The organism is Marinomonas algae, assembly GCF_047525555.1.
GTDB lineage: Bacteria > Pseudomonadota > Gammaproteobacteria > Pseudomonadales > Marinomonadaceae > Marinomonas.
Genome location: NZ_JBLIXK010000006.1, coordinates 54,768 through 76,331 on the forward strand (window position 1 = coordinate 54,768; position 21,564 = coordinate 76,331).

General features: G+C 41.7%; 26 protein-coding genes. 4 read left to right on the forward strand and 22 right to left on the reverse strand.

All coding sequences use genetic code 11. The features are described from left to right. Positions 1–9: 9 nt before the first annotated feature. Positions 10–1,953 (reverse strand): ComEC/Rec2 family competence protein, encoded by a 1,944-nt coding sequence (locus ACMUMQ_RS09990; protein ID WP_414681845.1) that lies wholly within the window; start codon positions 1,951–1,953, stop codon positions 10–12. A 44-nt stretch (positions 1,954–1,997) separates the two neighbouring features. Between ACMUMQ_RS09990 and ACMUMQ_RS09995 the strand changes: the two genes are divergently transcribed. Continuing rightward, positions 1,998–2,513 carry a DUF2062 domain-containing protein gene (locus tag ACMUMQ_RS09995; protein WP_414681975.1) on the forward strand — a complete coding sequence of 172 codons (516 nt, stop codon included), beginning with the start codon at positions 1,998–2,000 and terminating at the stop codon, positions 2,511–2,513. 81 nt (positions 2,514–2,594) lie between these two features. On the opposite strand, the gene ACMUMQ_RS10000 is transcribed toward ACMUMQ_RS09995, so the two are convergent. The 5 genes from ACMUMQ_RS10000 to dapA form a co-directional block, all read right to left on the reverse strand. After that, complete coding sequence (locus ACMUMQ_RS10000; protein WP_414681846.1) at positions 2,595–3,281, reverse strand: ABC transporter ATP-binding protein; 687 nt, start codon at positions 3,279–3,281, stop codon at positions 2,595–2,597. Continuing rightward, positions 3,274–4,518 (reverse strand): lipoprotein-releasing ABC transporter permease subunit, encoded by a 1,245-nt coding sequence (locus ACMUMQ_RS10005; RefSeq protein ID WP_414681847.1) that lies wholly within the window; start codon positions 4,516–4,518, stop codon positions 3,274–3,276. The genes ACMUMQ_RS10000 and ACMUMQ_RS10005 overlap by 8 nt, the downstream gene beginning before the upstream one ends. An 85-nt stretch (positions 4,519–4,603) precedes the next feature. Beyond that, a complete protein-coding gene (gene purC / locus ACMUMQ_RS10010) occupies positions 4,604–5,320 on the reverse strand; it encodes a phosphoribosylaminoimidazolesuccinocarboxamide synthase (RefSeq protein ID WP_414681848.1) in 717 nt (238 codons plus the stop codon). A gap of 34 nt (positions 5,321–5,354) precedes the next feature. Then, positions 5,355–6,428, reverse strand: coding sequence for a hypothetical protein (locus ACMUMQ_RS10015; protein ID WP_414681849.1), 1,074 nt, complete (start codon positions 6,426–6,428; stop codon positions 5,355–5,357). After that, positions 6,425–7,306 (reverse strand): 4-hydroxy-tetrahydrodipicolinate synthase, encoded by an 882-nt coding sequence (gene dapA, locus ACMUMQ_RS10020; RefSeq protein WP_414681850.1) that lies wholly within the window; start codon positions 7,304–7,306, stop codon positions 6,425–6,427. Before dapA ends, ACMUMQ_RS10015 begins: the two co-directional genes overlap by 4 nt. A gap of 194 nt (positions 7,307–7,500) precedes the next feature. Between dapA and bcp the strand changes: the two genes are divergently transcribed. Continuing rightward, on the forward strand, positions 7,501–7,950 hold the full coding sequence (gene bcp, locus ACMUMQ_RS10025) for a thioredoxin-dependent thiol peroxidase (protein ID WP_414681851.1): 450 nt from the start codon (positions 7,501–7,503) through the stop codon (positions 7,948–7,950). 109 nt (positions 7,951–8,059) lie between these two features. Here bcp and queF read toward each other — a convergent pair whose 3' ends face one another. From queF to ACMUMQ_RS10040, 3 genes are read right to left on the reverse strand one after another with little or no spacing between them, the layout of a single operon-like run. Beyond that, positions 8,060–8,869, reverse strand: coding sequence for an NADPH-dependent 7-cyano-7-deazaguanine reductase QueF (gene queF / locus ACMUMQ_RS10030; RefSeq protein WP_414681852.1), 810 nt, complete (start codon positions 8,867–8,869; stop codon positions 8,060–8,062). Positions 8,870–8,881: 12 nt separating this feature from the next. Further along, positions 8,882–9,655 (reverse strand): ABC transporter permease, encoded by a 774-nt coding sequence (locus tag ACMUMQ_RS10035; protein WP_317003739.1) that lies wholly within the window; start codon positions 9,653–9,655, stop codon positions 8,882–8,884. 4 nt (positions 9,656–9,659) lie between these two features. Then, positions 9,660–10,574 carry an ABC transporter ATP-binding protein gene (locus ACMUMQ_RS10040; protein ID WP_414681853.1) on the reverse strand — a complete coding sequence of 305 codons (915 nt, stop codon included), beginning with the start codon at positions 10,572–10,574 and terminating at the stop codon, positions 9,660–9,662. A gap of 60 nt (positions 10,575–10,634) precedes the next feature. On the opposite strand from ACMUMQ_RS10040, the gene ACMUMQ_RS10045 reads away from it, so the two are divergent. Next, positions 10,635–11,042: a PA2817 family protein gene (locus ACMUMQ_RS10045; RefSeq protein WP_414681854.1), complete on the forward strand. Its 408-nt coding sequence runs from the start codon at positions 10,635–10,637 to the stop codon at positions 11,040–11,042. A 41-nt stretch (positions 11,043–11,083) separates the two neighbouring features. Here ACMUMQ_RS10045 and fabF read toward each other — a convergent pair whose 3' ends face one another. From fabF to ACMUMQ_RS10080, 7 genes are all read right to left on the reverse strand, one after another. Next, positions 11,084–12,325, reverse strand: coding sequence for a beta-ketoacyl-ACP synthase II (gene fabF / locus ACMUMQ_RS10050; protein WP_414681855.1), 1,242 nt, complete (start codon positions 12,323–12,325; stop codon positions 11,084–11,086). A gap of 105 nt (positions 12,326–12,430) precedes the next feature. Further along, positions 12,431–12,664, reverse strand: coding sequence for an acyl carrier protein (gene acpP, locus ACMUMQ_RS10055; RefSeq protein WP_012069834.1), 234 nt, complete (start codon positions 12,662–12,664; stop codon positions 12,431–12,433). A gap of 130 nt (positions 12,665–12,794) precedes the next feature. Next, positions 12,795–13,529 carry a 3-oxoacyl-ACP reductase FabG gene (fabG, locus tag ACMUMQ_RS10060; protein WP_414681856.1) on the reverse strand — a complete coding sequence of 245 codons (735 nt, stop codon included), beginning with the start codon at positions 13,527–13,529 and terminating at the stop codon, positions 12,795–12,797. A 43-nt stretch (positions 13,530–13,572) separates the two neighbouring features. Then, positions 13,573–14,496 (reverse strand): ACP S-malonyltransferase, encoded by a 924-nt coding sequence (gene fabD, locus ACMUMQ_RS10065; RefSeq protein WP_414681857.1) that lies wholly within the window; start codon positions 14,494–14,496, stop codon positions 13,573–13,575. A gap of 12 nt (positions 14,497–14,508) precedes the next feature. Continuing rightward, the gene (locus ACMUMQ_RS10070; RefSeq protein ID WP_414681858.1) at positions 14,509–15,453 is read right to left on the reverse strand and encodes a fatty acid synthesis protein; all 945 of its coding nucleotides are present in this window, start codon (positions 15,451–15,453) and stop codon (positions 14,509–14,511) included. Positions 15,454–15,464: 11 nt separating this feature from the next. Further along, positions 15,465–15,644, reverse strand: a complete 180-nt coding sequence (rpmF, locus tag ACMUMQ_RS10075) for a 50S ribosomal protein L32 (protein ID WP_013661159.1) — start codon at positions 15,642–15,644, stop codon at positions 15,465–15,467. 17 nt (positions 15,645–15,661) lie between these two features. Continuing rightward, complete coding sequence (locus tag ACMUMQ_RS10080; protein ID WP_414681859.1) at positions 15,662–16,204, reverse strand: YceD family protein; 543 nt, start codon at positions 16,202–16,204, stop codon at positions 15,662–15,664. A gap of 116 nt (positions 16,205–16,320) precedes the next feature. Between ACMUMQ_RS10080 and ACMUMQ_RS10085 the strand changes: the two genes are divergently transcribed. After that, the gene (locus tag ACMUMQ_RS10085) at positions 16,321–16,929 is read left to right on the forward strand and encodes a Maf family protein (protein WP_414681860.1); all 609 of its coding nucleotides are present in this window, start codon (positions 16,321–16,323) and stop codon (positions 16,927–16,929) included. A gap of 25 nt (positions 16,930–16,954) precedes the next feature. Here ACMUMQ_RS10085 and ACMUMQ_RS10090 read toward each other — a convergent pair whose 3' ends face one another. The 6 genes from ACMUMQ_RS10090 to ACMUMQ_RS10115 all read right to left on the reverse strand — a co-directional run bounded on the left by ACMUMQ_RS10090 (position 16,955) and on the right by ACMUMQ_RS10115 (position 21,559). Beyond that, a complete protein-coding gene (locus ACMUMQ_RS10090) occupies positions 16,955–17,890 on the reverse strand; it encodes a patatin-like phospholipase family protein (RefSeq protein ID WP_414681861.1) in 936 nt (311 codons plus the stop codon). 19 nt (positions 17,891–17,909) lie between these two features. After that, positions 17,910–18,704, reverse strand: coding sequence for a DUF4892 domain-containing protein (locus ACMUMQ_RS10095; protein ID WP_414681862.1), 795 nt, complete (start codon positions 18,702–18,704; stop codon positions 17,910–17,912). Between the two features lie 148 nt (positions 18,705–18,852). Then, a complete protein-coding gene (locus ACMUMQ_RS10100; RefSeq protein WP_414681863.1) occupies positions 18,853–19,716 on the reverse strand; it encodes an alpha/beta fold hydrolase in 864 nt (287 codons plus the stop codon). A gap of 71 nt (positions 19,717–19,787) precedes the next feature. After that, positions 19,788–20,267, reverse strand: coding sequence for a phosphohistidine phosphatase SixA (sixA, locus tag ACMUMQ_RS10105; RefSeq protein ID WP_414681864.1), 480 nt, complete (start codon positions 20,265–20,267; stop codon positions 19,788–19,790). Further along, positions 20,254–20,538: a DUF4389 domain-containing protein gene (locus ACMUMQ_RS10110; RefSeq protein ID WP_317003711.1), complete on the reverse strand. Its 285-nt coding sequence runs from the start codon at positions 20,536–20,538 to the stop codon at positions 20,254–20,256. Before ACMUMQ_RS10110 ends, sixA begins: the two co-directional genes overlap by 14 nt. After that, positions 20,531–21,559, reverse strand: coding sequence for an NAD(P)H-dependent glycerol-3-phosphate dehydrogenase (locus ACMUMQ_RS10115; RefSeq protein WP_414681865.1), 1,029 nt, complete (start codon positions 21,557–21,559; stop codon positions 20,531–20,533). The genes ACMUMQ_RS10110 and ACMUMQ_RS10115 overlap by 8 nt, the downstream gene beginning before the upstream one ends. Positions 21,560–21,564 lie beyond the last annotated feature (5 nt).

Consider the following 21,564-nt stretch of genomic DNA (forward strand, 5'->3'; position numbering starts at 1 on the left):
ATCTCCAATTTAAGTTTGCAAGTAATTTACCACACTCTCGAACTTTTCTACACGCTTGCAAGTGTCAGATTTTAAGAGAAAAAATGAATATATACAGTTCGAATGCCTTAATGTAATTCTATTGTCTTGAAAATAAAAATTCAGAGATTCACCAGAAGAAACCAACAGCCAATTCACACTCAATGCCTTTAGCATCGACTTAACATTTTCAGGCGGTGGCCTTTTAAAAATTATCCAATCTATTTCATGCTGTAATAAGGATTGAGGCGTTAAGGAAGACATCGAATTTGGCGCCAAGATGTAGCGACCTTTGATATTGTCTCCCAAGTAACCACTAAACAGTAATTTACCCAAATCTCCACCGGCCCAAGTGTCTGTTATCAGAGAATTGACGCTGTTTTTAACTGCCAAGGTGTTTGCTTTATTTTCTATCTGAATATCTGCTTTATAAAGGTGAAGCCACACAGGTGAAAACAACACACACCAAATCGCCAGTACACTCAAAAACCCTCTTTTCAAGGGACTTTGAGATACCCAATAAACAATCAATAAGAGCATAATTATTCTTGGAATGGCTGAAGAGAAGTGATCGAAATAAAAAACGGGGACAGTAAAAGCAGCCCATTCCAAAAAGCTTTCAATATAACCAAGGCCGTAATCCAATATTTGATAACTGTGCAGGGTTCCAAAAATCAAAACTTCAAAGCAAGCCACCATTCCCCACGGAAACCATATAACGCCAGCCACAGGAATAAGGAAAACGTTCATCAAGATAGAACTGCTTGAAATCCCTTCCTGCCAACCCAGTATCAGCACCATGGACGCCGTACTTAGCATCACTTGCAATATCAGCAGCCGAGATAATTTCGTAGATAACTGACAGAAGCCAATCAATAAATACACCATACTAAATGACAACCACAGACCGGGGCTTAATATGGATCTTGGCTCAATCAGTAGTACAAGCCACAGGGCAAACGTAATGATGCTATAAGGAGACACTTTTAACGCCAACATACGAGCACACATATAAGCGCTTAACATGATCGAAGCCCGTATGACTGGCTCTCCCCAATTTGTTATATAAGCGTAACCAAACAACAAGGGCACTATGATGACGAAATCACAGTGCCATCGAGTTAAACCTGCCAATAACAATTTATCTGGACAAAATTGCCACACACATCGACTCAACAAACGGCCAATCACAAACATGAAGCCTGTATGCAAGCCAGACACCACAAACAAATGCGCTAAGCCTAAGACTCTAACAATCCAAGTGTCTCTTTCACTCCAAAGGTCATTTTTCCCAAGTAACAAGGCCTTGGAAAAACGCCAAGATGAAAAATCCTGCAGAGCATTATCCAATTGGGCTAACAGCCACTCTCTTGGCTCAGTGATATTTCTTACTTGTAGCCTGTTCAGGTCAGAGTTTTCAAAGCGAACTTCAATTTGAGTAAGTTTTCTTTCTACATACAGCTTACGTTGCCATGGCGTACCGTCTTTTTCAGGCCAAACAACCTTACTAATCACGCCACGAATTAGAGAATCATCACGACTATCAAAAAATAGGGTATCGAAAGGTGAAACAGGAATAAGATTGAAATGCTCAAATGTCTGGCGGGAGCCGTCTTGCAGGAAAAACACTAAATTAACGTCATACTGTTTTGCTTTGCTATTTGCCTGAAAAACCTCTGTTGACCTTAAATAAATCTCTTCACGATCTACATTTACCCCAAGCTTTTGCCCTGAAAATAATGACAAAGGCTCTGTACCTGAGAACTCATGAAGAGCAATTGAAATAAAGGAGATAAGTGTCAAACATGCCACTATTAACCCTTTTATACGGATTAAGTAGAGACACACTAGAATGATATAAGTAGAATACAACCATAAATACTCTACTGGCACCAAAATGGCGCCCACCAAAATGGACAAACTACTTAGTAACATCAAGACCTCCATGTCTTAAAGTGCTAACTTATTTTTATCTGATTATGCCGAAAAATCACCTAAGAAAATTCATACCTAACCCAGAAAAGCTTAAAAAGAGTAAAGTCTTAGGTATTTTAGGCTCCCAGATTTATGCCGCCAATCTATGGCATTTAAACAGAAAATCTGTGGCAAGAGGCTTTTTTAACGGCTTATTTTGGGCCTTTATTCCCATGCCATTTCAAATGCTGGCGTCCGCCCTTCTCGCTATCCCAATGCGTGCAAACATTCCATTGTCGATTGCACTCGTTTGGATTACCAACCCATTCACCATGCCTTTTGTTTTCTATTTTAACTATAAGTTTGGCAGCTTCATACTAGGCAGCCATGATAGGAAACATTTCAAACTGTCCATTGAATGGATATGGGACAAAATGGAGCATATTTGGCTTCCGCTTTATGTGGGCTCGGTCATGTCAGGCTTAATTGCTGGTGCGATTGGTTATGCTCTGATTATCATCTTGTGGCGTTTTCATGTCATCAAACGCTGGAAAGAGCGTCAATTACGCTCGCAGAAATAAAAAAGGCCAAGGTGATTAACCTCGGCCTATAACGATCATTTAGAAGCACTTCCCTTCTCTAACAATATCCAAACATGAATATCACTTTAAAGTCTGCAGCGCTCCTTTGGATAAACGATAAGCTGAATCCATCCAGCCCAACATTTTTTCGTCATGAGTCACAATAAGAAACGCCATGTTATAGGTGACTTTCAACTCATTGATCAAATTCTGAATATCCAATGAGGTTGTTTCATCCAAGTTACCCGTTGGTTCGTCCATTAAGACACAAGCCGGACGATTAGCCAAAGCTCGAGCGATAGCAACACGCTGCCTTTCACCACCTGATAATTGTGATGGTTTATGATGCAAACGATCTTTTAAACCAACTTGGCTCAGTAACTCCTCGCCTCGTTTCTTTGCTTCACTCTTCTTTACCCCTGCAATCCACATGGGCATTAGGACATTCTCTAAAGCTGAAAACTCTGGCAGTAAATGATGGAACTGATAAACAAAGCCCATTTCAGAGTTTCGCATTTTAGAGCGTTTAGCGTCTCTCATACTAGACCAAGAAACTTGCGCTAGCTTCACATCCCCTGTTGTAGCTAAATCTAATCCTGCCAACAAATTCAAAAGTGTAGTTTTACCAGAACCAGACGCACCAACAATGGCGCAGGCTTGACCTTTGTGCAGCTCAAAATCAATGGATGTAAACACATCAATGGTTTGCTTACCATCTTGATACTGTTTAGAAAGCGATTGGCATTCTAAGACGATGTCATTATTCATAACGCAATGCCTCCGCGGGTTCTACTTTTGATGCTCGCCAAGCCGGATATATGGTTGCAGCGACTGTCATAATAAAGGCCGATGTTACAATCAATTCTACGTCTGACCACTCAAGCTGAGAAGGAAGGTAATTAATAAAGTACACATCTGAACTTAAGAATTGAACGCCCAGCAAGGTTTGAAGACCCGCAATCATCTCGCTGACATTTAAAGCAAGCGTAACGCCTAAAATCACACCAATTAATGTTCCAAGCATGCCAATGAAGATGCCCTGAACAATAAATATCATCATAACTTGGCTGGATGTAAGCCCCATGGTTCTAAGAATGGCTATGTCGTTACGTTTATCCGTTACCACCATTACCAAGGTAGAAACGATATTAAAAGCGGCAACAGCAACGATCAGCAACAATAACAAACCAATCATGGTTTTTTCCATTTGAATGGCTTGAAATAAATTGCCATGAGTTCGAGTCCAATCACTGACTCGATTCTGACCAGGTACTTCTCTAGCAATGTCCCAAATACGGGAAGAAGCCACAAACAAATCATCAAACGAAATACGCAGCGCTTCGACTGAATCCTCATCGTAACGCTTTAACTTCGCTGCATCTTGAATATTGATATAAGCCAAACTGCTGTCTAATTCAGCGCCCACTTCGAATGTTCCCACCAATGTGAAGCGCTTTAAAACAGGTGCAACACCAACAATAGAAACATTCGCTTTAGGCAAAATCGCCGTGACTTTATCGCCAATCTGAACTCTGAGCATTTTTGCCAATTGAGCACCAAGCACTATGCCAAACCGAGTGTCATTAAGTGCATCTAACGACCCAGAAGCCATGTTCTCATCAACAATTGAAACCTTCTTTTCCATTTCTGGATTGATGCCATTAAGAATGGCGCCATGAACACTGGCACCTGATTGAAACATAACTTGTGCTTGAATATTTGGCGCAACACCAACAACGTCTGGCATGTTACTGACAAGTTCTGCCGTTGATCGCCAATCTTCCAATTCTGGATTTCCCCACAAAGTAGCGTGAGGCACCATACCTAAAACCCGCTGACGTAATTCTCGATCAAACCCATTCATTACAGATAAAACGGTAATCAGCACCATTACACCCAGTGCCAGACCCGCGATAGAAGAAAAGCTAATAAACGAAATAAAATGATTTGAGCGTTTTGCTCGCGCATAGCGCAAACCAATCGCGATAGGTAGGAAATTAATCAATGTATATCCTTGCATGGCATTTGTTTGACAAAAAAGGGAGGAAATAACCTTTCCTCCCTTATAGACAAAATCGCCAATCTAAAACTTAAGCGTCGAAATCGATGCCTATACGACGACCAACATCTTCATAGGCTTCAATCACGCCACCTAAACCTTGACGGAAGCGGTCTTTGTCCAGTTTCTCTTTCGTTTCGGCATCCCATAAGCGGCAGCCATCAGGAGAAAATTCATCTCCAAGTACAACCTCACCTTTATATAGGCCAAATTCTAACTTGTAATCAACCAGAATCATGCCGCCTTCAGCAAAAATCGCTTTTAATACATCATTCACCTTGTATGTAAGCTCTTTTGCTTTAGCAAGATCGTCAGCTTTCGCCCAACCGAATGACTCAACATGAGATTCGTTGATCATTGGGTCGCCTAATGCATCATTCTTAAGGAATAATTCAAACGTTGGTGGTGTTAAAGCAATGCCTTCTTCAACACCTAAACGACGACATAAGCTGCCTGCGGCAACATTTCGGACAACACATTCAACTGGCATCATGTCTAAGCACTTAACCAATGATTCTGTATCACTCAACAGTTTTTCAAAGTGTGTAGGAATGCCTGCTTCCTGCAACTTTGTCATGATAAAAGCATTAAACTTGTTATTTACCATGCCTTTACGGTCAAGCTGCTCAATGCGCTTACCGTCAAACGCAGAAGTGTCATCACGAAACACTAGAACCATTTTGTCAGGATCATCTGTACGAAATACAGATTTTGCCTTACCTGCATACAGCTCTTGTCGTTTTTCCATTGGAAAATCTCCGATTATGAGGGGTTAATCTATTTTACTTTAAAAAACGTTGTACCAAATGGAACGAAGTCACTTCAGGAAAATCCATTGAAGAAACATCAATCACTAAGAAATCACCTGCTTTTTGGTGTGTGATTTCATAAGAATATTCACGCTTGTCCCAAGTTACATCGTCTAAATTACGACGATATACATTGAAGAGCTTTTGCTTCTCGCCATCTCCAGTTGGAATACTAAAGTCAACAATATCACCAATACGAGCAACGTCTTCAGGCTTCACTGGAGCAATTTTGCTTTCCGCGTCAGGCATGATGTAAAAACCAGCGGTTTGAAGTTGTGCTTCCAATTCTGCAGCGGAAAGGTTTTTGTTCAAACGAACCGCGAAAATACCGCGGTGGTTGACCCAAACAGGGAAATCAGATGTATCACCACGATTGGACAAATACGCCGATGATTGATTCAACTGACGACCCATTGTCCCCCATAAGCGTACAGCGATTGTGTATGTGTCATCACTTGCTTTTGGTGACATCCAATCACTTGGTTCCGCATCACCTTCTTGCTCATGACGAAGCTGCATAGTGACAAGGGTTTTACCTTCTACTTCGCTAAACTTAAATGAGAAGACAGATTGGTCAGGATACACTCGTGTTATTTTGCTCCACAATGACGCCCACCAGCCTTGCGGGTCAAAATCAAAAGGAACAGAAACAATTTCGTCTTCTGTTTGAGAACGGATAGATTGGCCTGCGCCATAAAGAGCCGCTAGAAAATCTGAAACAATGCGTTTTGTCTGCGCTTTCGATGCAGGAACCAGCAATTCAATCGACTGTTCTGTTTCAGTCATACCAACAGCAACCATTGGATAATAAATAAATTGCGCTCTTGGTGTTTCAAAAGGGGTAACAGACTCTAAATCAGCAATTTTATCTTCATTCGGAATGACCAATGCATCTTTGGACGGCAAAGAACCTTCTGGCGACTGCAACGAATTCTCAACTGCTCTTTCATTTTGGTAATCGTTAGAATGGTCTGTATAGAAAAGGCTACAGCCAGACAATAGAACTAAGAAGCTAACTTGGGAAAGGATTAATGAGATTTTTTTCATACTAACAAAACTCCAGCTTGGACCATAGATTCTCTAACAGCAGAATGACATTGCTCAGAAAGAGGTGTTAATGGTAAACGAATGCCTTCACTACACAAGCCCAATTGGCTACACGCCCATTTTACAGGAATAGGATTCGATTCTAAGAATAAGTTCTTATGCAATAAAGCAGCCGTAGCGTCTATTGCTTTCGCCTGCTCTGCATCACCTGATAATGCAAACTCTGCCGCTTTTGCGATGACTTTTGGTGCAACATTGGCCGTTACGGAAATGTTACCTTTACCGCCTAATAGCATAAGTGCAACAGCGGTAGGATCATCGCCAGAATAAACGGCAAAATCTTCTGGTACAGCGTGAATCAAAGCCTCACCACGCTCTAGATTTCCAGTAGCGTCTTTTACTCCGACAATATTTTTAATAGCAGACAATCTGACAACTGTGTCATTTTGCATGTCACACGCCGTACGGCCTGGAACATTATAAAGAATTTGAGGAATATCTACGGCATCAGCGATGGCTTTAAAATGCTGATATAAGCCTTCTTGTGTTGGCTTGTTGTAATATGGCGTCACAAGCAAACACGCATCCGCGCCGGCTTCTTTGGCACTTCGAGTTAAATCTATTGCTTCGTGAGTCGCGTTGGCACCTGTTCCTGCGATCACAGGAACTCGGCCGTTTACTGTCTTAACAACTTGGCGAATAACATTGGCGTGTTCTTCATGAGTCAGTGTTGAAGATTCACCTGTTGTACCTACTGCAACGATGCCGTGGGTACCTTCGTTAATATGAAACTCTATAAGATCATCTAATTTTTTAGTATCTACAGCGCCATCTGGTGACATGGGTGTGATAAGCGCAACTAAACTACCTGTGATCATTTCGAGTCTCCGATAAAATTATAAGCGCGCCTATAGTAACGCCCAGACTCCGCTTTAACAATAATTGAGAGGCGTAAAGCGAACGTAAATAGGGAAGATTTTTCAATCGAGAAGATTTTTGCCTTATGTCTTGCTAAGCTAATAATATTTCAATCGTTTTTCTTTAAAATTTTCATTAAACAAAGAGTAATTTTATGACTATCGAAGTAGGACAAATCGCTCCAGATTTTACCGCCAAAGATCAAAATGGCGACACAATTACACTGAGCCAGTTCAAAGGCAAAAAAGTGGTCTTATATTTTTACCCAAGAGACAACACACCAGGCTGTACAGCCCAAGCCTGCGACTTACGTGATCACTACCAAACTTTGCTAGACCAAGGCTACATTGTTCTTGGTATCAGTACAGACACAGAAAAGAAGCACCAAAACTTTATTGCTAAATACGATCTACCTTTTCCATTAATCGCCGACACTGAAAAAGAAGTTCATGAACTGTATGGCACATGGCAACTAAAAAAATTCATGGGACGTGAATCCATGGGAACAGTAAGAACCACTTTTATCATTGATGAAGATGGTAAAATCGAAGAAATTATCAGCAAAGTAAAAACCAAAGAACACGCTGCACAAATTCTTAAGTAAGCTTTCTTATAGCTTTCAAACAGTAAGCTTCCAACAAAAACGCCCAAACGAAAAGGCTCAACCATGGTTGAGCCTTTTTTATTCTCTTTACCTTATTCTAAAAGACCGATCACTGTCTCGTTAAACGATCGTTGCCCAAAACCACAGGCTCAGAAGATCGATAAGGGTTAATATCCAACCCACCTCTTCTCACATAACGAGCATAAACCGTTAAGCTTTCGGGTTTACATTGGCGCATGATGTCGATAAAAATTCGCTCAACACATTGTTCATGAAAGTCCGTATGTTCGCGGAACGAAACAATGTATTTCAATAAACTTTCATGCTCAATTTTTGGCCCTTTATAATCGATGAAAACCGAACCCCAATCTGGTTGATTGGTTACTGGACAATTAGATTTTAACAAATGACTGACCAAACGCTCTTCAACCACTTCTTCTCCAGCGGTTAGTAAATCGGCATTCGGATGATATTCATTCACTTCAACATCCAGCTCATCAATACAATAATCCGGTGTCAGTACAACCAAAGACGAGACAGAATCAAGGTCTCTGATAATCACTGTCACATTAGCTTTAGCAGCCTCTGAAAGATCTTTTTCAAGCAGCACTTGAACTTCTTCAACAGAGTCATATCGCATTTGATTGAGTGAATTCAAATACAACTTAAAAGACTTAGACTCAATAATATTTGGCGAATCGCAAGGTAAACGGAACTCAGCCAAAGCCACGACTGGTTTGCCTTTTAGATTCAACCATGACACTTCATAAGCATTCCAAACGTCTTCGCCATAAAAAGGCAATCGCTCAGATTCAATATCCATTTCCTGCCACTTATCCACCCTTGCAATAGGGTAAAGCAAACTTGCATCATATTCAGAAACATACTCAGTTTGCTGACCTAAAGGTAAAAAACCCATACTATATTTTCCTCAATTACGAATGCCTTTGCCCTGATTCAGTAAACGCAAGCTATACCAAAACAACACAGCAATAAATACACCAACAATGATCAATGCCCAATAGACATTGATATCTGACACACCAAGAACCCCATAACGAAAAGCGTTAACCATATAAAGCACAGGATTCAAAAGAGAGACCGACTGCCAAAAATTGGATAGCAGATCAATAGAATAAAAAACGCCTCCAAGATAAGTCAGCGGCGTTAAAATAAAAGTAGGAACAATCGACACATCATCAAAACTTTGGGCGTAGATTGCATTCACAAAGCCCCCCAACGAAAACATAATCGCTGTCAAACACACCACTAATATCGTCATAAACACATTTTCTAGCGATAAATGAGTGAAAAATAACGACAAAACAGTCACAACTAACCCAACCAGTAAACCACGCGCGACACCACCCAATACATACCCAACCAAGATCACCCAATTAGGTGTTGGTGATACAAGCAGCTCTTGAACACTGTGCTGAAATTTCGCCGAGAAAAACGACGACGAGACATTTGAGTAAGAGTTCGTGATCACCGACATCATAATCAGACCTGGAACTATGTACTCCATATAACTAAAGCCGCCCATTTGACCAATTCGGTCACCAATCAAATTGCCAAAAATAGCAAAATACAATGTCATGGTAATGGCTGGCGGCAATAAAGTTTGTGGCCAAATACGAGTGAAGCGACGAATCTCTTTAATTAAAATAGTATAAAACGCAATCCAAATTTCTGAGTTTTTCATCTAATTAGCCTTTGATTAATTTCACGAAGAGCTCTTCGAGTCGGTTAGATTTATTACGCATACTTAAAACATTAATCGACATCTCATCCAATGCGTTAAAAATCGTGTTCAATGACTGCCCTTTTACCACCTCAATCTCCAGAGAAGTCGCATCTTTAGAGGTTGAAATAGCAAAGCCTGGTAATGTCCAATTTTCTGGCAAACTGGCATCAAGATCTAAAATGAAAGTTTCTTGATTCAGCGTTTTAAGCAACTCTTTTACACTTGTATTCTCAACAATTTCTCCGGCATTAATAATGGCGATATTGCGGCACAACTGCTCAGCTTCTTCCAAATAGTGAGTCGTTAAAATAATCGTCGTACCTTGTTCGTTAAGTTGCTTAATGAACTCCCACATAGAACGGCGAAGCTCAATATCCACACCCGCTGTCGGCTCATCAAGAATCAGCACTTCAGGCTCATGTATTAACGCCCTAGCGATCATCAAGCGACGCTTCATACCACCAGATAACATACGAGATTGAACGTTTCTCTTTTCCCACAAATCCAATTGTTTTAAATACTTTTCAGCACGTTCAACCGCTACCGAGCGACTAATGCCATAAAATCCAGCTTGAGTAACAACAACATTGAATACCGTCTCAAAAACATTAAAGTTGAACTCTTGAGGAACAACACCTAAATGCTTTTTAGCAGTCGCAAAATCTTCATCTATATCTGTACCAAAGATAGAAACCTTGCCCGATGTTTTATTCACCAAAGAACATAGAATTCCAATCGTTGTTGATTTACCTGCACCATTAGGTCCAAGCAAAGCAAAAAAATCGCCTTTCTTAACTTTTAAGTCCACGCCTTTTAATGCCTCAAATCCACTTTCATAGCGTTTTTTAAGGTCACTAATTTCAATTGCATATGTCATAATTAACACTCTCGTACGGCGATGCCGACTAATATAATTATTTACTTAATAGGGTTTTACGTGGAATCACGCACACAATATATACTTGATGCCTTTGCTGATTTACGACAGCGAATTGCAGAGCACGCTCCTTTTGATCAAACAGATTTAGCAGAAGAGGAGCTGGACTTTCTAGAAAAATGGGATCTGTTAATCAAAGATATTGAAGCAAACACTCACGATTATACTTTTCAAGCCCAAGAGATACTGTCACGTTTTATACGATGCTACGCCAATTTAGTCCCACTGATTAAGCGAGAGCTTTTATGGTTCACCGGCGGTGAATGTTTGCATTTCTTAGGTGATGAAGAAATCACGCTTTATCAAGAAATGGAAGAGCGTTTATACGAGCTCGACAGCCAAAATAAAAGCTACAATATTTCCGAAGAAATTAATGCTCTGCGTGGCACGCCCACTCAAGTTCATTAATGTATTAAATGGGCGGCTGACTGCATCCGCCCATCTATACCTCAATCAACCTTTCTGAAGACTAAGGTTCCGTTTGTACCACCAAAACCAAACGAGTTATTCAGCACAACATCGATTTTGCGTTTCTGTGGCGTTCCTGGCACATAATTCAAATCGCAGCCTTCGCCTTGCTCTTCTAAATTAATCGTCGGCGGAGCCACCTGATCTCGAATAGCCAAGATCGAGAAAATAGACTCTACAGCGCCAGACGCACCAAGCAAGTGACCAATCATTGACTTAGTCGAACTGATTGCAACGTCCGCTGCATCTTCAGCCATCAAAGACTTCACCGCCTGAGTTTCTGCTAAGTCTCCTGCAGGAGTCGATGTACCATGAGCGTTTATATAATCAATATGCTCAGGTTTGAGATCAGCATCTTTTAATGCCGCACTCATTGCCGCTGTTGCACCTTCACCACCTTCTGGTGGCGCAGTCATGTGGTGTGCATCATCGCTCATACCGAAGCCGGCGAGTTCTGCGTATATTTTTGCACCACGAGCAACAGCATGCTCATATTCTTCTAAAACTAGAATTCCAGCACCATCTCCCATCACAAAACCATCTCGGTCTTTATCCCATGGGCGACTTGCTGTTTTAGGATCATCATTGCGAGTAGACAGTGCTCTGGCTGCGCCAAAACCACCAATACCTAACGGTGTAATCGCCATTTCGGCACCACCAGCAATCATGACATCAGCATCGCCATACGCAATCATGCGTCCAGCCATACCAATATTATGAGTACCTGTTGTACAAGCAGTCACAATAGAAATATTAGGGCCTTTAAAGCCAAAGCGTATTGCGACATGACCAGAAATCATATTAATAATCGCGCCTGGTACAAAAAAAGGAGAAATACGTTTTGGGCCCGATTCATTCAATAGCTCTAGGTTTTTCTCAATCATTGGCAAACCACCAATGCCTGAACCTATCGCACAGCCAACACGACTTAAATCTGTTGTGTCCGCATTTAGGTTAGCGTCTTCTAATGCTTGAACAGACGCAGCAATACCATATTGAATAAAAAGATCCATTTTGCGAGCTTCTTTTACACTCATATATTGAGTGGCATCAAAATCATGCACTTGAGCTGCAAAACGAGTGGAAAATTGGCTAGCGTCAAAACTGGTGATCTCTGACACACCACTTTTGCCTTCCAATATGTTATCCCACGTATCTTTCACATTATTGCCAAGGGGTGTCACCATTCCCATACCTGTGACTACAACCCGACGACGAGACATAAGACTCCTCCAGCCATTCGCCTTCAATTCTGAAGAGCTATTAATAAGAAAAGCCGCTGTAATAGAATACAAGCGGCTTTTCGGGAAACTCAGTAAACCAATATCTTACAAGTTAGCGTTGATGTAGTCGTTCGCTGCTTGTACAGTAGTGATTTTTTCAGCTTCTTCATCAGGAATCTCAGTATCAAATTCCTCTTCAAGAGCCATAACCAACTCTACAGTGTCTAGGGAATCTGCACCCAAATCATCAACAAAAGATGCAGAAGCGACAACGTCTTCCTCTTTAACACCTAGTTGTTCACATACAATTTTCTTAACGCGTTCTTCAATGCTACTCATTAGAAGTTCCTACTTTACTCATTAACAGCTCAGTGTGAGCAATTATAATATTCGATAACCTAAAAGGCATGATTCTATACATCAACCGGAGACGTATTTTCGTTGAATTAAATATAAAATTCAACTCAAATTACGACATATACATACCGCCATTGACATGTAATGTCTCACCAGTGATGTAAGCAGCGCCTTGCGACGCTAAAAATGCGACAGCTGCCGCAATTTCTTCTGGCTGACCAAGGCGCGAAGAAGGTACTTTTTCAACCAATTTCGCTTTGTGCTCTTCTGGAAGCACCTTAGTCATATCCGTTTCAATGAATCCCGGAGCAACACAGTTTACTGTAATACCACGAGATGCAATTTCTGCCGCCAAAGAACGACTAAAGCCTTCTAGTCCAGCTTTTGCAGCAGAGTAATTTGTTTGTCCGCCATTGCCCATAGAGCCAACAACAGAGCTAATACTAATCACACGACCGAATTTTGCCTTGGTCATGCCACGTAGGCAAGCTTTTGTAACACGAAATACTGAAGTAAGGTTCGTGTTAACTACTTGTTCCCACTCATCTTCTTTCATTCGCATCATAAGGTTGTCACGAGTAATACCCGCATTATTAACCAAAATTGTTGGCGCACCAAATTCTGCAGTAATTTCTTTTACAACAGTATCAACAGATTCACTTGATGATACGTCTAGAACCCAGCCTTTGCCTTTGTCGCCTAAGTATTCGCTAATACTTTGCGCACCAGACTCGCTTGTAGCCGTACCAATAACAGTAGCACCCTGCTCAACCAAAGCCGTTGCAATTGCTTTACCTATGCCACGAGTAGCTCCAGTTACTAGAGCAATTTTTCCTTCAAGACTCATTTTTGTCTCCAACAATTAATTCAAACAATTGTATCAATATCAACTAAGCAGATAGAGCCGCTTCAAAACCAGATAAATCACCTAAAGAAGAGGCAGCAAGACCTTTAACGATTCGCTTATTCAGTCCGCTCAATACTTTACCTGGGCCGCATTCTAGGGTTTCAGTTACACCTAGCTCAGAAAGTAAGACTACAGACTGAGTCCATAATACAGGCTCACTTAATTGAGCAACCAAGTTTGCTTTAATAACTTCTGGGTCTGATACAGCCTGAGCGGTCACATTTTGCACCAACACACAAGAAGGCGCTTTAAACTCGATAGAATTCAATTTTTCAGCTAACTTTTCGCCTGCTGGTATCATTAATTCACAATGAGAAGGAACACTAACAGGAAGTGGCAATGCGCGCTTAGCACCAGCTTCTTTAGCATTCGCCATTGCCGCTTCAACTGCTGCAACATGACCTGCAATAACCACCTGGCCAGGAGAGTTAAAATTAACCGCGCTAACAATACCTTCTGCTGCAGTACAAGCCGCTACAACTTTATCATCATCTAATCCGATGATCGCTGCCATCGCACCTTCACCTGCTGGAACCGCTTGTTGCATGTATTCGCCACGCAATTTCACAAGCTCAACAGCATCACTGAACGCTACAACACCAGAACACACCAACGCAGAATATTCACCTAAACTGTGACCAGCAACATAATCAGGTTTAGCACCACCTTGTTGCTCCCAAAGGCGCCACAAAGCAACACTTGCCGTTAAAAGAGCAGGCTGAGTCTTATCTGTTTGACTCAACTTTTCAGCGTCATTTTGCACAAGATCCCATAAATCGTAGCCAAGCACAGCTGATGCTTCCGCAAAAGTCTGCCCTATTACATCATGCTTTTCAGCCAAATCAGACAACATCCCTAACTGCTGAGAACCTTGCCCCGGAAAAACAAACGCTAATTTAGTACTCATTTAATCTCCTAACTATGAAGCCTTATCACAAAGTCGCGCTTCCATGGCAGAATATAAATCTGCTCGCGCTATATCAATGCCATACTCGATTGCACCAATCATTGCTGGCACATCAGAACAACCATGGCCTTTTACCAAATTGCCACGCACACCGGCTAAACAAGCACCATGCCTACGCTCAGTTTGGTAAAAAGTCTCGAACAAAGAGGAGACACCATCCACCCCTTTAAATTTCCCCATCAAAAAAGACAAAAGCCCTTCCGATGCTTTTAATACTGCATTACCTACCATGCCATCACAAACAATGACATTTTTTTCACCTTCGAACAGCTCAGAACCTTCAGCATAACCAAGATAAGTCGGCCATTCTCTATTAGATAAAAGATAGTCAGCCTCTTTAATAACCACACTACCCTTCGTACTCTCCACCCCAACGTTCAACAAACCCACTTTAGGCGCTTCATTACTCAAGGCTTCAACGTAAGCCCCACCCAATTCTGCAAAACCAATCAGCATAGATGAAGGACAGTGAACATTCGCCCCTAAATCAACCAAACAACGCAAAGGGTTTGAATACAACTCCCTAATCAAAGCAGGATAAAGCTTTGGTCTTAATAAGCCAAGAATGTGACGAGCAAGTGCCACCATCGCACCAGTATTCCCCAATGTTACAGCAACATCAGAAGAGCCTTTTGCTAAAGCACCCAAGGATTGATAAAGCGTAGTATTACGACGACGAAACAAGGATAAAACGATCTCATCATCTCCATCAATTACATCAGAGCAAGCTATCAGAGATAAACGTTCATTAGGAACTGGAAGGGATAATCCGGCATAAGGGGAATAATAAATAGTGATGGCTACATCATAATAGCGCGAGAGAATTTCCTCAGCACCATCAAATGCAATGCGGGGACCTAAGTCCCCGCCCATAGCGTCTAAAGCTACCCTGATCATGGGTATCTTAGTTACTCACCTTTAGGTGTAATAACTTGACGGCCACGATAAAAACCATCAGCAGAAACGTGGTGACGACGGTGAAGTTCACCAGTAGTCTGTTCTACAGATAGAGTTGCGCTTGTCAAAGCATCGTGTGAACGACGCTGGCCGCGACGTGAACGAGTTACTTTACTTTTTTGTACTGCCATTTTTGGAGCTCCTAACTTTACTTGGCCTTTAATTGGGCCAATATACTAAATGGATTCGGTTTTTCGTCATCCGGTGCGTCATCGGTAGACGAGGCATACTTTACAGCTGTTGGGTTGCAACCACTTTCTTCGTGATAAGCGACAATAGGTAAAGCAAGTATAATTTCTTGTTCCACCATATCTGCTAAGATTACGTCACCATCGGTCATGACAACAGGGTCGTAATCAGCCGGTATATTTTTCGCATGATCTTCGTCATAAACAAAGGCCAAAGATAAATCTAACGTCAGATCATGTGCCACAGGCCCCATACAACGTTGGCACACCAAGTGAACCTTCGTTGTTAATGAACCAGTCGCAATGTAGCGCCTATCCTCATCAACTCTAAAGTCTAGATGAATGGATACATCACCCTCATCTGAGGCTAATATAGCACAAAGCTCCTTAAATTGATTAAGAGGCATGCACCCTTCAATCGCTGACTCATGGTTAGCGTATTTACGAGGGTCAAAATATTTAGGTAATGTGTCATTCAACATGGCGGCAGATAATATTGCCAAGGGCTCTAATTGTCAAAGTCTAACTGCTGTTTAAGCGTTTTTTTTCACTCTTTTAAGCTATTCGACTCAAAAAAAAGTAAAATACAGCCTCATTCTAATTAAATGCCTGAATAACAATGCAAAAAAAACTCATTTTAGGCTCCTCTTCTCCCTATAGAAAAGAGCTACTATCACGCTTAAACCTACCTTTTGAATGCCATTCACCGTCTATAGACGAAACACCATTTGACGGTGAAAGCCCAGAGACGCTCGTTAAGCGCCTAACAATAGAAAAAGCGTTCGCAGTCGATCAAGGCCGTAAGGAATCGACTCAATCTCATGCCCTTATCATTAGCTCTGACCAAGTCGCTGTATTAGACAAACAAATATTAGGCAAACCACACACTCATTCAAATGCCGTTAAGCAGCTTTCTAGTTTTAGCGGCAAAAAAGTGAGTTTTCTGACAGGCCTTTGTTTATTGAGCCAAGAAGATCAGTCTTATCAATATGTGTTAAACGAGTACCATGTGTACTTTCGAGCGCTAACACAACAAGAAATAGATAATTACGTGCAGATTGAGCAACCGCTCAACTGTGCTGGCAGTTTTAAATGTGAAGGATTAGGCGTCAGTTTATTTGAAAGAATGGAAGGAGATGATCCTAACAGCCTGATTGGCTTACCCTTAATTTCTCTCTGTCAGTTATTACGAGAGCAAGGTGTAAACCCAATCAGTTCCTCTATATAAAACAGGCTCAAAATAAGAGGCTATATTAAGACTTATAGCCTTTAGGGAAGGTGTAATAGTTGGCTGCAGGAGTTTCTAGATCATCAATCGCTTTTAGCGTGATATCATAGCCGAAATCAATCAACTCTTTCGCCTTCCAAAACTCATAAAACCCTGAGATATCTTTTGGGATAGAAATCAATAAATCTGGCGGATAGCCCGCCAATTTGTATTGCGTCAAAGACTCTTGCATTGTTTCAAACATCATATTGATGGTTTGCAATCGCCCCCAGGAATCGGAAGAGTATTTTGGTTTATCCTCGTCCGAATCATCCTGCCCTTTATGAAAGAGTTTTTTTACACTTCCCCACCAAGCAGAGTCGTCTTCTTTATCATCTGGCTCTTCAGTCTCTATCTCATCAGGTATGCATTTCGCAGGACCATTTAAATCAACCGCCACAATGTAATCTGCCGCAGCCGAAACACTAGGCGTAATTGGCAATGGGTTTAACACGCCACCATCAACGTACAACTGCCCATCTACCGAAACAGGTGCAACAATCGAAGGAATTGCAGAAGAAGCACGCATAGCTTCGATCAAGTTTCCACGCTGAAACCAAAACTCCTTTTGGTTCAATAAATCCACAGCCACGGAAGTATAATCAATAGGTAAAGACTCAATATTTAGATCACCTATAATGCCCTGAATCTTCTCAAAAAAGCGATCACCTTTGATGTAACCGCCATTCAAAAGAGAAACATCGAGCAAGCGCAGCACGCCAACCTTATCTAACGATTCAGCCCATTCACGATATTCATTTAATTTACCTGCAGCAAAAACGCCACCGATAATGGCACCAATAGAACAACCCGAAACACTAATAATTTCATAACCACGTTCTTCTAACGCTTGAATAACACCAATATGCGCATTACCACGAGCTGCACCACTACCTAAAATCAGAGCAACAGTTTTTTTCATATTCATCAATACCTAAAACCTAAGGACGCTCATAAACAAAGGAAACACGATTAACACCAAGTGATTCGCGACCAAGGTCAGCCAGATTAATAAAGCGAACCTTCGCTTTCAACTGATCACCCAAACCCGCTTCAATGGCAGCAATAAGTTGATCCCCAGAGCCAATAGCAGAACGATTACCCTCTCTACTACTGGTCACAAATGCGATCACACTTTGATCGCCAGACAAGTCTCGAACAAAGCGACGAATCCGAGGAATATCTTGCGCATCTATTTGAGCGACAATACCAAATTCCGTATTTTGCAACTTAACCGGCTTCACTTGATCAAGACGCACCATAACATCGCCCGCACCACGACGATTCAAATATAAAATCTGATAAGCCCCTGTGGAGTCTTTGACAACAAGCAAAAACTGACTTTGGTCCGCACCATACAAAAGATAATCTTTAAAAAAGTTATTTGCCCAAGCGTTACTGCTGCCACAACTACGGCTTTCGCACTCAAATACAATCTCTTGTCCACTTTTCTGCAATTCTGCTCGGTAATGAGAATAAACCTCTTCCAAAAGCGCGTTTCGATTTATTTTATACAAAGACGTAAAATGATCGCCTTCTAAGCGAATGACTTCTTCTGGCTCCCAACCACTCCCCGCACGACGAATTTTACTAAGAGGCACCTCAACCAAAACACCAACATCTGACTGACTTTTGACAAGCTGCGCATCACGATACGGATCAACCTTCGAAACATCTGCCGAAACAAAAGAACACCACAAAACCAACAAGCATAATATTCCACGAAACTTAGCCATATATTTTCCTAATCGCCCACATTCAACTGAGGGAAAAGCTTCTTGCCAATATGTTCACATTGGACTGCGAAGCTTGCCTCGAATAATAAAGGTTTATCCACACGCTGAAGCCAGTGGACTTGTTCGCACCTTCCCTGGCCTATATAAATTAATTTTGATCAATAAAGCGCTTAATTTCCGTCGCTACAGAAAGACAAGTGTCAGGCTCAAGGTGAAAGTGATGATTACCTTCTAACCATTGTAGCTTTATCCACGGAAACTGTGCGGCACGCTTTTCAACCAACAAATGGTCGTCTTTATAAATACCGTCACGGGCAATTAACGCCAAAGTAGGACACTTAATTTCCTGAATAAAAGCTTCAATGCTCTCTTCATCCATTCTAAAAGGCGACGGGAAGGTTAGCTTGCCATCGTGACGCCATGCCCAAACGCCTTCTCCATTTTGCTTCGCACCTCGCTCAACAAGTAAGCTCGATGCCGCTTTTGATAATTTAGTAAAACCATCCATACGAGCAAGCGTCATAGCTTCTTTTGTTTTGTAGCTCGTGCCTCTGTCTTTTCGATGTTTAAGCATCTTATTAATGGAGCGCTGCAAGGTCATGACTCTGTTTTCTGGCGAACCACTTAACGGCCCCATATTATCCAGAATCACCAGACCTCTTACTTTATCTGGCGCAATCGCAGCCACCAACATAGCCACAGCGCCGCCCATGCTATGCCCAACCAACCAAACACTCTGATTCGATTGATTTAAGATCGACACCACATCCAACACATAATCCCATAGATGATAAAAACTGCCATCGGGCCGATGCTGAGAAAAGCCATGCCCAGCAAGATCTAAAGCAACATGTGAGAACTCAGAAAAATGGGGAGATAAATTAGAAAAGCTAGCCGCATTATCCAGCCAACCATGCAATGACAAGATTTTTAAAGCAGAAGTATTTTGTGGCAACCACTGCAAACCTGAAATTTCGGTATGCCCTAGTTTATAAACTATGTCATTTCCCATCGTACTTTTTACCAATAAATGAATGAAGTATGACTCGGCTATTCAACACCTAAGCTCAAACCAATAAAAGGCTAAAGTGCTGAAATTTTCCAACGATATTGGCAGCAAGCGCCAGCCAATAATTCCCCTTCGAGGGCAACCATGGTCGCGGTTTCCATCGAGAGATCTAGAGGCAAGGGCTGATCAACCAAATAATCAATTAATTGATAGACAAAAGGCTGATGTGTTACCAGTAAAATCGCATTGTCATCCTGCTCACCAAGCCAAGCGGCAACATTCACCACTCGACCATCGGGAGTAATTTCTGGACAATCTTTCACCTCAACCGACTCACCAAGGGTTGCAAGAAAGGTTTTTGCCGTTTGCTGAGCCCTTAAGTACGGACTCACGAAAACAACATCAAGATGCTCCGCTTTTTTAACAAAAGCCTCTGCCGTCGAGATAACTTGCGCAACACCTTTTTCTGTTAGTTTTCGTTGTGCGTCCTGACTGTAGCTATAAGGTTCAGCATGACCATGACGCAAAACATATAAGCGTTTAAGCGTCTTCATCTATCTCTTCTTGCGGCCAAGGTTGGAATGGAAAAGGTTTTTCCTCTTCAGCGAAAGACAAAAATAAGAAAATCTGCTGGATAAAAGCTGTAACACTTTTCAGCCAAAGAGATAGTGTTTGCGGCTCATGCTTTGAACCAAGTTTCACCAAGCTCACTATTACCAACAAGATGCCAAAAACGCTCATCGCAATATTGAGCACAACCCAATAAACCAACATAAAAATCAAACGAAACCAAAAACCCTGATCAGCATAACCTGGCTTAGACATTGTTACTTTCCTCATTTGTCGCGAATTCCACATCCCATTTTTGCTCACCTGTCATCATTGAACCTATCAATGACTCAAGCTTAGCACCCTCAAATAATAGCTTAGACAAACCTTCAGCCAACGGCATGTATAAACCGTGCTTATGAGCTTCTTCCACTACCATTTTTAACGTATTCACACCTTCAGCAACCTCTCCAATAGAACCGATTGCTTCTTCTAAATCTTGACCTGAACCAATAGCAAAACCAACACGATAGTTACGGCTCAACGGTGAGGTACAGGTTGCGATCAAATCTCCCATTCCCGCCAAACCCAAGAATGTCATTGGGTTCGCACCAAAGTGCACAGCAAAACGACTCATTTCCGCCAAGCTACGCGTCATAATCATCGACATGGTGTTTTCACCGACATTTAATGCCTTAGCAAGCCCACAAACAATCGCATAAATATTCTTAAGCGCGCCAGCAAGCTCCACACCTGTACTGTCTTTATTTTCATAAACACGAAACGTAGGAGACTTCAGCAACTCTATCGTTCTTTGTCTAACTTGATCATCAGAGCTCGCAATGACAGAGCCTGTCATTTGACCTGCTGCAATCTCTTTTGCCAAATTGGGGCCACTCAATACACCAATTTTTTGCGTGACAGGGTTTCGACGCAAAATATCACTCATTAGTTCAAAACGATTTGGATTAAATCCCTTTGTGGTGCTGATTAAAATTTTATCCGCTGTCAACAAAGGCTCTATTCGCTGAACAACCTGCTCAAAAGATTTCGATGGAATTGAGACAAAAACCGTATCACTTTCTCGAATTGCTTGCTCTAAATTCGACGTCGCCAGCAATTCTCGATGCAATGGCGCATTAGGTAAATATCGACTATTCAACCCAGTTAAATTAATTTCTTCAACCTGCTCTTCATTTCGCATCCACTGGCTTACTTGATGACCATTATTGGCCATAATATTTGCCAAGGCCGTACCAAAACTGCCGCCACCTAATACACATACCGAATGCTTCATAACCA